The sequence below is a fragment of the Oceanisphaera arctica genome, assembly GCF_002936955.1.
In the GTDB taxonomy this organism is placed as follows: domain Bacteria; phylum Pseudomonadota; class Gammaproteobacteria; order Enterobacterales; family Aeromonadaceae; genus Oceanimonas; species Oceanimonas arctica.
Genome location: NZ_MPZM01000074.1, coordinates 1 through 9,218, shown reverse-complemented (window position 1 = coordinate 9,218; position 9,218 = coordinate 1). Strand labels below are relative to the sequence as shown.

Annotated in this window: 10 protein-coding genes; 4 read left to right on the top strand and 6 right to left on the bottom strand. The window is 56.7% G+C overall.

Annotated features, from left to right (window positions below; all coding sequences use genetic code 11):
- Positions 1 to 180: 180 nt before the first annotated feature.
- On the bottom strand, positions 181 to 579 hold the full coding sequence (locus tag UN63_RS16280) for a VOC family protein (RefSeq protein WP_104488548.1): 399 nt from the start codon (positions 577 to 579) through the stop codon (positions 181 to 183).
- Positions 580 to 826: 247 nt separating this feature from the next.
- On the opposite strand from UN63_RS16280, the gene UN63_RS16275 reads away from it, so the two are divergent.
- Positions 827 to 1,870 carry a GMP reductase gene (locus UN63_RS16275; RefSeq protein ID WP_104488547.1) on the top strand — a complete coding sequence of 348 codons (1,044 nt, stop codon included), beginning with the start codon at positions 827 to 829 and terminating at the stop codon, positions 1,868 to 1,870.
- 47 nt (positions 1,871 to 1,917) lie between these two features.
- Here the strand turns inward: UN63_RS16275 and efp are convergent, their stop codons facing one another.
- On the bottom strand, positions 1,918 to 2,484 hold the full coding sequence (gene efp / locus UN63_RS16270) for an elongation factor P (protein WP_104488546.1): 567 nt from the start codon (positions 2,482 to 2,484) through the stop codon (positions 1,918 to 1,920).
- A gap of 42 nt (positions 2,485 to 2,526) precedes the next feature.
- Between efp and epmB the strand changes: the two genes are divergently transcribed.
- Together epmB and UN63_RS16255 are read left to right on the top strand one after the other, a co-directional pair.
- On the top strand, positions 2,527 to 3,552 hold the full coding sequence (gene epmB, locus UN63_RS16265) for an EF-P beta-lysylation protein EpmB (RefSeq protein WP_229793586.1): 1,026 nt from the start codon (positions 2,527 to 2,529) through the stop codon (positions 3,550 to 3,552).
- A 280-nt stretch (positions 3,553 to 3,832) separates the two neighbouring features.
- Complete coding sequence (locus UN63_RS16255; protein WP_104488544.1) at positions 3,833 to 4,141, top strand: hypothetical protein; 309 nt, start codon at positions 3,833 to 3,835, stop codon at positions 4,139 to 4,141.
- A gap of 27 nt (positions 4,142 to 4,168) precedes the next feature.
- On the opposite strand, the gene UN63_RS16250 is transcribed toward UN63_RS16255, so the two are convergent.
- From UN63_RS16250 to UN63_RS16235, 4 genes are all read right to left on the bottom strand, one after another.
- Positions 4,169 to 6,103, bottom strand: coding sequence for an EAL domain-containing protein (locus tag UN63_RS16250; protein WP_104488543.1), 1,935 nt, complete (start codon positions 6,101 to 6,103; stop codon positions 4,169 to 4,171).
- A complete protein-coding gene (locus tag UN63_RS16245) occupies positions 6,100 to 6,600 on the bottom strand; it encodes a putative pterin-binding protein (protein ID WP_104488542.1) in 501 nt (166 codons plus the stop codon). The genes UN63_RS16250 and UN63_RS16245 overlap by 4 nt, the downstream gene beginning before the upstream one ends.
- A gap of 226 nt (positions 6,601 to 6,826) precedes the next feature.
- Positions 6,827 to 8,464, bottom strand: coding sequence for a chaperonin GroEL (gene groL / locus UN63_RS16240; protein ID WP_104488541.1), 1,638 nt, complete (start codon positions 8,462 to 8,464; stop codon positions 6,827 to 6,829).
- 35 nt (positions 8,465 to 8,499) lie between these two features.
- On the bottom strand, positions 8,500 to 8,790 hold the full coding sequence (locus UN63_RS16235; RefSeq protein ID WP_104488540.1) for a co-chaperone GroES: 291 nt from the start codon (positions 8,788 to 8,790) through the stop codon (positions 8,500 to 8,502).
- Positions 8,791 to 9,042: 252 nt separating this feature from the next.
- Here UN63_RS16235 and UN63_RS16230 point away from each other — a divergent pair.
- Positions 9,043 to 9,218: MATE family efflux transporter (locus UN63_RS16230; RefSeq protein ID WP_425320324.1), on the top strand; the 176-nt coding region annotated here is incomplete at its 3' end.

Genomic DNA, 9,218 nt, shown 5'->3' with positions numbered 1-9,218 from the left:
GGGGCACGCCCGGTTAGCCTGTGAAGTGAGCGATGCATTAATGTCGCCAGCAGCAGGAACCCACCGAAGTGAGTTAAGCGCAAGCGCTTAACCGCAGTAGGAATCCTCGGCCTTTAGGCCGAGGAGGATGTCAATCTTAATATGGGCGCTTGCCAGCTTATCATGTGGGCGCTTGCCAGCTTAGACGACGCCTTTAAGCTCTATCTGGTTTCCTTCGGGATCGAACAGATAAACGGAGAGTCCTTCTCCTTCGGCGCCGTAACGCATGACCGGCGCTTCGAAGATCACCCCGTTCAGCGCGAGATAGGTACAGAGCTCATCCGTATCGAAAGGATCAATTTTAAGACAGAAGTGATCCATGTTGGCCTTGCACTGATCGGGGACTTCGCCATCCCCGCCCAGAGGGCCGCGAATATCGACCAGATCGATAAGCTGCTCTCCGGCCCGCAGTTGATAGAGGCCGATGTCGCTCTTTTTCCGCTCCAGGCTGCACCCGAGAATACGGCAGTAAAAATCCAGCATTCGCGCCGGCTGCCTCACCCTCAGCACCAGATGATCCAGCCCCAATATCTTGAACATAACGCAACCCTCCCAGCCAGGATGCTAACAGCATGACGCAAAATCGTACAAAACAACAGCACCAAGACACGCTGAACGGCTCGAAATACGCCCGCCACAAGCCTCGTCTGGTCTGACATACCCGGATTAATTCCTGAATAATGAGTCAGAATTGTTGCAAAAAGTTTTCGTAAACCTACAATGCTGAAAACCGGGGGCCTAAGAAACCCCCGGTTTTTTTGTGCCTGTCACTTATTGAGGTAATACCATGCGTATCGAAGAAGACTTGAAACTGGGCTTTAGTGATGTGCTGTTTCGACCCAAGCGATCTACTCTCAACAGCCGTTCTCAGGTAGAACTTGGCCGCGAATTCGTCTTTAAACATTCGGGTCGTCGCTGGTCTGGTGTACCGGTTATTGCCGCCAATATGGATACCGTGGCCACCTTCGCCATGGCCCGCTCTCTGGCCCGTCATCAGATTCTGACCGCGGTACACAAGCATTACTCCGTGGCCGAGTGGCAGGCATTTGTACAGGCAGAAAGCCCGGATGTGCTGCAACACGTCATCGTCTCCAGCGGCACCTCCGAAAAAGACTTTGAGAAGCTGCAACAGGTACTGGCGTTATCCGATGAGCTCTCCTTTATCTGTATCGACGTGGCCAACGGTTACAGCGAACATTTCACATCTTTTGTCAGCAAGGCGCGCAAGCAGTGGCCAAAGCACACCATCATCGCCGGTAACGTGGTGACCGGAGAAATGGTGGAAGAGCTGATTCTGTGCGGTGCCGATATCATCAAGGTCGGCATAGGCCCGGGCTCCGTCTGCACCACCCGGGTCAAGACCGGCGTCGGCTACCCACAGCTGTCGGCCATTATCGAGTGCGCCGATGCGGCCCATGGCCTGGGTGGCCAGATCATCGGCGATGGCGGTTGTACCTGTCCCGGCGACGTGGCCAAGGCCTTCGGTGGCGGTGCCGACTTCGTTATGCTGGGTGGTATGCTGGCGGCGCACGAAGAATGTGGCGGCGAGCTGGTCGAACGCGATGGCAAGACCTTCATGAAGTTCTATGGCATGAGCTCTTCCAGTGCCATGGACAAACACGCCGGCAGCGTAGCCAAGTACAGAGCTGCAGAAGGTAAAACCGTCGAGCTGGCGTATCGCGGCCCGGTGGAAGACACCATTCAGGACATTCTGGGCGGCGTGCGCTCAACCTGTACCTATGTGGGAGCCCACCGTCTGAAAGAGCTGACCAAGCGCACCACCTTCATCCGGGTGCGGGAGCAGGAAAACAACGTCTACGGTAAGGAATAACAAACAAAAACGGCGCCGAAAGGCGCCGTTTTTCAATACTGACAGGCTTACTTCACGCGGGAAACATATTCACCGGAGCGAGTATCAACCTTCAGCACTTCGCCAATCTGGATGAACAGCGGCACTCGTACTACTGCGCCGGTGGTCAGGGTGGCAGGCTTGCCGCCGGTGCCGGCGGTGTCACCCTTCAGGCCCGGATCGGTTTCTACCACTTCCAGCTCAACGAAGTTGGGAGGAGTAACGGAAATCGCGGCGCCATTCCACAGGGTCAGGGTGCACACGTCCTGCTCTTTCAGCCAGCGCTTGGTATCGGACACCGCTTTCTCGTCGGCGGCCAGCTGTTCGAACGTCTCGTTGTTCATGAAGTGATAGAACTCGCCGTCGTTGTACAGATAGGCCAGCTCCATATCCACCACGTCGGCGGCTTCTACTGTGTCACCGGACTTGAAGGTTTTTTCCAGCATCTTGCCGTTGAGCAGACGGCGGATCTTCACGCGGCTGAACGCCTGTCCTTTACCGGGCTTGACGAATTCGTTTTCGACAATGGCACAGGGCTCGCCATCCAGCATAATCTTTAGGCCGGCACGGAAATCATTGGTACTATAAGAGGCCATTTTACCCTCGTGAGTTTGACAGAGTTGCAGAAAATGCCGGCAATGATACCCGTAAATGGGGGGGATTTACATATTAACTGGCAAAAAGAACTTGCCAGAGCCTTCACCTCTCCCGAACAGCTGTTGCAGTACCTGCAGATAGACGCGACCCCCTGGCAGCCAGGCTTTAAGGCCCGGCGGCTGTTTCCGATGCGGGTCCCCCGCCCCTTTGCCGACAAGATGCGGCAAGGCGACGCCCAGGATCCACTGCTGCGCCAGGTGCTGCCTCTGGGTGAAGAGTTCGAGCAGGTGCCCGGCTTTGTCACCGACCCGCTCGATGAGCACGACAGCGCCCTGCCCGGCCTGCTGCACAAGTATGAATCCCGGGTGCTGCTGGTGGTACGCGGCGGCTGTGCGGTGAACTGCCGCTACTGCTTTCGTCGTCACTTTCCCTATGCGGACAACAGCCCGGGCCGCGAAGGCTGGCGCGAGGCGCTGGACTATATCGCCGCCCACCCCGAGATCAACGAAGTGATCCTCTCCGGCGGCGATCCACTGATGGCCAAGGACGAGCATCTCGACACCCTGATCACCGACCTGGAAGCCATCCCTCATCTGAAACGACTGCGCATCCATACCCGGCTGCCGGTGGTGATCCCGGCCCGGCTGACCGAGTCGCTGCTACAGCGACTCGACCAAAGCCGGCTGCAGGTGGTGATGGTGCTGCACATCAACCATGCCAATGAAATCGACGATGAGCTGACAGCCCGGCTTGCCCCTTGGCGTCGGGCCGGTATTACCCTGCTCAACCAGAGTGTGTTGCTGGCCGGCGTAAACGACGATACCGAGGCCTTATGCCAGCTGTCGGAACGGCTGTTTGAAGCCGGGGTGCTGCCCTATTATCTGCATCAGCTGGACAAAGTCGCGGGTGCCGCCCACTTCGCGGTGGATGACAACACAGCTACCGCCTTGCTGGCCGGCATGCTGGCCCGGCTGCCCGGCTTTCTGGTACCCAAGCTAGTGCGCGAAATCGGCGGTGAACACAGTAAGACACCCATCGATCTTGGTCTTGAACCGAACCGACATTAGGGTCTGTTGACCTTTCGCGGTTAAATTTTGTTCGAGTTAAAGGCGTTTTTATCGCGGCGAGAGGGGGGTAGCCTAGTCATTCTAAGCAATGCCCTCTCAACAAAGAGAAAAACGCGTTTAGCCGAACCCGCAGGGCAACGCTTGTGGGGGCTTGCTACTGCGTTATCGCTTATTTATGTAGAGTGACTACATGGCATAAGCGGTGCCTTGTATCAAGACCCCACAAACTGCTGCAAAAATCATCTCGAAAGGTCAACAGACCCTAAGAAAAGGAACAGATATGCACGACTCCGTTACCTCAAAATTGAACGACACTCTGAAAGAGCTGTATCACCAGGCAATTGATGCGGACAAGAAGCTGGCCGAGCTGCGCACCCGCGGTCAGGCTAAATTCAGTGCCGTGCTGCGGGAAGACAGCCAGTTCATCACCCACGCGGATCATTTCATGCCCTATGTGGCCGAACTGGCGGAAGAGCTGGAACTGCTGGAAATGACCACCGATGAGGAATATCAGGATTTGTTGTCGCGGATGGTGCACAAGATCCAGCTGCTGGCCGAAACTATCAACCATTTCGCCCGGCTGTCTTAATCGCCGGCGCTGATGTTGCGCCGCCGGCTACTGAGGCTGGCGGTGCTTGAGCCAGCCGCCCACTTCCACCGCCGATAAGACCTCGCCGACCGCATCCCCCTGCACCAGCAACGGCTGGCCCATGCCTTCAAGCACCCCAAGCTCCGTCGTATGTTCGACACCGCAGCAAATCAGCGGCTGCCGCAACACCCGGGCCAGTGCAAACAAGGTCCCCAGCTGGCGGCGAGGCTCGCCCTCCCGTTCAATACCGCTGCAGAAGGTGGCGTCCAGCTTCAGCCAGCTGATCGGTAGTTGAGACAGGGTTCCCCAGGCCGAACAGCCGCTGCCGAACTCGGTCAACGCCATGCGAATGCCTGCCGCCCGGAGCCCTTTCATCACGGCCAGCGTCTCACGGGTATCCTGCTTCACCAAACCTTCATTGATATCCAGCACCAGTGCGTCGGCCGACAGCCAATGTTGTTGTAACACCGGCACTATCGTTTGCTCCAGTCCGATCCGAAACAGCGCCGGTGGCACCGTCAGGCTGACAAATAACGAGGGATCGCCCAGAACCTGCCACGCGGGCAACTGCCGGCTGATCTGCTGCAGCAACCACATGAACAGCCGTTCCGACAGTTGATATTGCTCGGTGACCCGCATCAGCTCCGCCGTCGAAATGATCCCAAAGCCCGGATGATGCCAGTTCACCAGCGCTTGCAGCCCGCGACAATGACCGCCGGGCCATTCGATCAAAGGCTGTAACTGCAGGCTCAGGCTGTTACTGTCCAGCGCCGCCGGCAGATCTCGTGCCAGCTGCTGGCGACGCGACATTTCCTTCAACAAGGAAGGGTCGAAAAACACATAGGGCAATTGCTCCCGCCGGCACAGCTCCAACGCCAGTTCCCCCCGGGCCAGCAGATCCACCAGATTGTCCGCATCCGCCGGGTAGAGCACCACGCCCATGATAGGCGTCATGTAAAAGTCATAGGTATCGATGGATATCTTGTCGGTCAGGGCCTGACGAAAACGGGACAGCTGCGCCCGCACTTCCTCCAGCGACACCACGCCCCGGGCCACCACCACCACCCTTTCCTGCCAGGGCAGGGCGATAAACTCGTGAGGTTGCAGGCTCTGCTGCAGACGCAGGCTGAAAGCCTGAAACAGGCGATCCACTACTTCAAATCCGAAGCGATGATGATGTTCGGTAAAGTCTTTCAATTCCAGCACGGTCACGCTGAAGGGAATTTTCTGTTCGATCATCGGCGCAATGCGTCGTTGCAAGGCAAAACGATTGGGCAGCCCGGTCAGCGGATCCCGCAGTTGCTGAACCCAGTAACGCCGCAGCTCCCGAAATAGCAGTAACAACAGCAACAGCAGGGTAATGAAGAGACAGACTATCTGGATATAAAGCTGCTTGCCCAGCTTGCGGTAGGCCTGGTCATACTGCGCATAAAACCGCGCATTGCTATGCATAGAGGCGGTCACGGTACGAGATAACGGCTCCAGGTAGGGCGTCAGCTCGACCAGTATGAAGCGATAATCCGGTGAGCCGGGTTGCAAGTCTGCCACCTGTTGTTCCAGACCCCGAACCCGGGTATCAAGCTGCCGGATCAACAGCCACAGATCGGGCCTGTCACTGAGGGTATCCCTGAACTGGCCGCTCAGCAGTATCGGGAGTCGGCTCCAGAGAATATCGTAACGCAGCGCCAGCTCGTCTTTACCGATGGCATCCGCATGCAGTAGCCGCACCGCATCCAGAAAACGCCCCATCTCCTGCCGCAACTGCATAAACGACCAGGGCGTTTCGTAGGTTCGTTGTTCAAGCAGGGTATTGTGCTGACGAATATTCATCAGGGTATGGGTAGCGCCACTGCCGAATATGACCATGCCCAGTAGCAGCAAACCACCGATAACCAGCTTGAAAGGATGTACACGACCATGTTGGCCGCTCGCGCTAAGGGATGATGTAAAAAAACCTCTCATTCCGGCTCCGAGAGTACCCGGATCACCCGGAGCTGCCAGGCCATGAAGTGCAGGAAGTCGGCCTGCTGTACCTTGGGTACGCGATCATAGGGCAGCATCAGCCACAAGGGGCCTTTATTACGGCGGCTCATCAATCGCTCATCTTCCTGCCAGGCGATGATGGGGGAAAAGGGGCTGATTTGTGGCCAGTCGACGGCCACGCTGAAGCCGTTCAATGCCTCCAGATACAGGCTGACAACGCGGCGATGACCGAACAGTCGTGCCATCAGCCTGTTCAGGTCCACCCCGTGGTAGTGATGAGCCTGGGTCACCCAGGGATGGGCCGTGGTGATATCGGCCTGGGGCAACGCCTGCAGTTCGCTCAGGGTAAAGTCCAGCCGATCATATTGCCGATCATCGAGCTGAATATCCCCGTACAGGGTCAGCACCACCGGTTCCGTCGCCTGGGCTTGCCACGACAACAGCAACAACATCAGTATTCTGCCCATCAGTTTCATTACCGCCTCTCCTTAAAACCGACAGGCCGGATATCACGCCTCGGGGAATGGCATCATGCCTCAAACGAATACAATCATACCTAAATCATGTGTCCTGACTGAAGTGTAATTGATTAATCACACTGTTAATTACGATATTTTCAGCCCATTAGATCGAAAAACCGGGCCACAAGGGCCCGGTTTGTTGTTCATGGTCTAAGACCAGGAAGTATCAATGTGATTCAGATCACATCATACCGCCCATGCCACCCATGCCACCCATGTCCGGCATGGCCGGCGCGTCTTGCTTAGGCAGTTCAGTAACCATGGCTTCGGTGGTGATCATCAGACCGGCCACGGAAGCGGCGAACTGCAGCGCAGAACGAGTCACCTTGGTCGGGTCCAGGATGCCCATGTCCAGCATGTCGCCATAGGTATCGTTGCCGGCGTTGTAACCGAAGTTACCTTCGCCAGCCTTGATCTTGGAGACCACGACAGAAGCTTCTTCACCGGCGTTGGTAACGATCTGACGCAGCGGAGATTCCATGGCGCGCAGGGCAACCTTGATACCTACGTTCTGGTCTTCGTTGTCGCCACGCAGCTCGCCCAGCTTGCTGGCAACACGCACCAGAGCCACACCGCCGCCCGGTACCACACCTTCTTCTACCGCGGCACGGGTTGCGTGCAGAGCATCGTCAACGCGGGCTTTCTTCTCTTTCATTTCCATTTCGGTGGCAGCACCGACCTTGATCACGGCAACACCGCCGGCCAGCTTGGCCACGCGCTCTTGCAGCTTCTCTTTGTCGTAATCGGAAGAAGAGTCTTCGATCTGCTGGCGAATTTGCGCCACGCGAGCTTCGATGGAAGCAACTTCACCCACGCCATCGATGATGGTGGTGTTGTCTTTGGTGATCACGACGCGCTTGGCACGGCCCAGATCTTCCAGGGTCGCTTTTTCCAGCTCCAGACCGACTTCTTCGGAGATCACGGTGCCTCCGGTCAGGATAGCGATATCCTGCAGCATGGCCTTGCGACGGTCGCCGAAGCCCGGGGCTTTAACGCCGGCCACTTTAACGATGCCGCGCATGTTGTTCACGACCAGAGTCGCCAGGGCTTCGCCTTCGATATCTTCGGCAACCAGCAGCAGCGGCTTGGATTGCTTGGCAACGCCTTCCAGTACCGGCAGCAGTTCGCGGATATTGGAGACTTTCTTGTCAACCATCAGGATGAAGGGGTCGTCCAGCTCGACGGTACCGGTTTCCTGCTTGTTGATGAAATAGGGAGACAGGTAGCCACGGTCGAACTGCATGCCTTCTACCACGTCCAGCTCGTCCTGCAGGCCCTGACCTTCTTCTACAGTGATAACACCGTCGGTGCCGACTTTTTCCATGGCTTCGGCAATCAGCGCGCCCACGGTTTCGTCGGAGTTGGCAGATATAGTGCCTACCTGAGCAATGGCCTTGGTGTCTTTACAAGGTACGGACAGGTTCTTCAGCTCGGCAACGGCCTGGATCACGGCCTTGTCGATGCCGCGCTTCAGGTCCATCGGGTTCATGCCGGCGGCAACCGCTTTCAGGCCTTCGTTAACGATGGACTGAGCCAGTACGGTGGCGGTGGTGGTGCCGTCGCCCGCTTCGTCGTTGGCCTTGGAAGCAACTTCCTTCACCATCTGGGCGCCCATGTTCTCGAACTTGTCTTCCAGCTCGATTTCCTTGGCGACAGACACACCGTCTTTGGTGATAACGGGGGCACCGAAAGACTTGTCCAGTACCACGTTACGGCCTTTAGGGCCCAGGGTGACTCTAACGGCGTCGGCCAGGATGTTGACACCCTTGAGCATTTTTACGCGAGCGTCGTTACCAAATTTAACTTCTTTAGCAGCCATTATTCATATTCCTTGAAAGTAGATAGACCGGATGATTATTCGACGATAGCCAGAATGTCGTTTTCGGACAGGATCAGTACTTCCTGACCGTCCAGCTTCTCGGTTTTCACACCGAAGCCTTCGTTGAAAATGACCTTGTCACCCACTTTGACGGACATGGCTTTGACTTCACCGCTATCCAGCGTGCGGCCATTACCTACCGCCAGCACCTCACCACGGGTGGACTTTTCGGCGGCAGACCCGGTCAAAACAATGCCTCCCGCAGATTTTGACTCGGCTTCAATACGCTTGATAATAACGCGATCGTGCAATGGACGAATGTTCATCGATAACTCTCCTGATGAGTGTTGTTACCTAGTTATATAAACGGCCGGCGGCCGCAAATTGTTACGCTGTCCTTCTATATGGGAGCGCATTCCCCCCCTTCAAGGGCCAGCGCATAAATTTTTTTAAAAGCGCGACCGGCGGCGGTATCATGAGCATCGCCTTTGCAGGGCCGGCTCACTCATTTCAAGAGATCATTAGTGGTACAACACAACTCGCTGCTGACCGCCCCCATAGGCCCGCAACTGGCCAGAATGGCCGGTCCCATGGCGCTTGGCATCGTCGCCATTCAGGCCTTCAACCTGGTCGATATCTTTTTTATCGGCCTGCTCGGCACCGATGCCCTGGCGGCCATCAGCTTTACCTTTCCGGTCACCTTCGTGGTGATTTCGCTGGCCATGGGCCTGGGCGCCGGGCTGTCCGCCTGCCT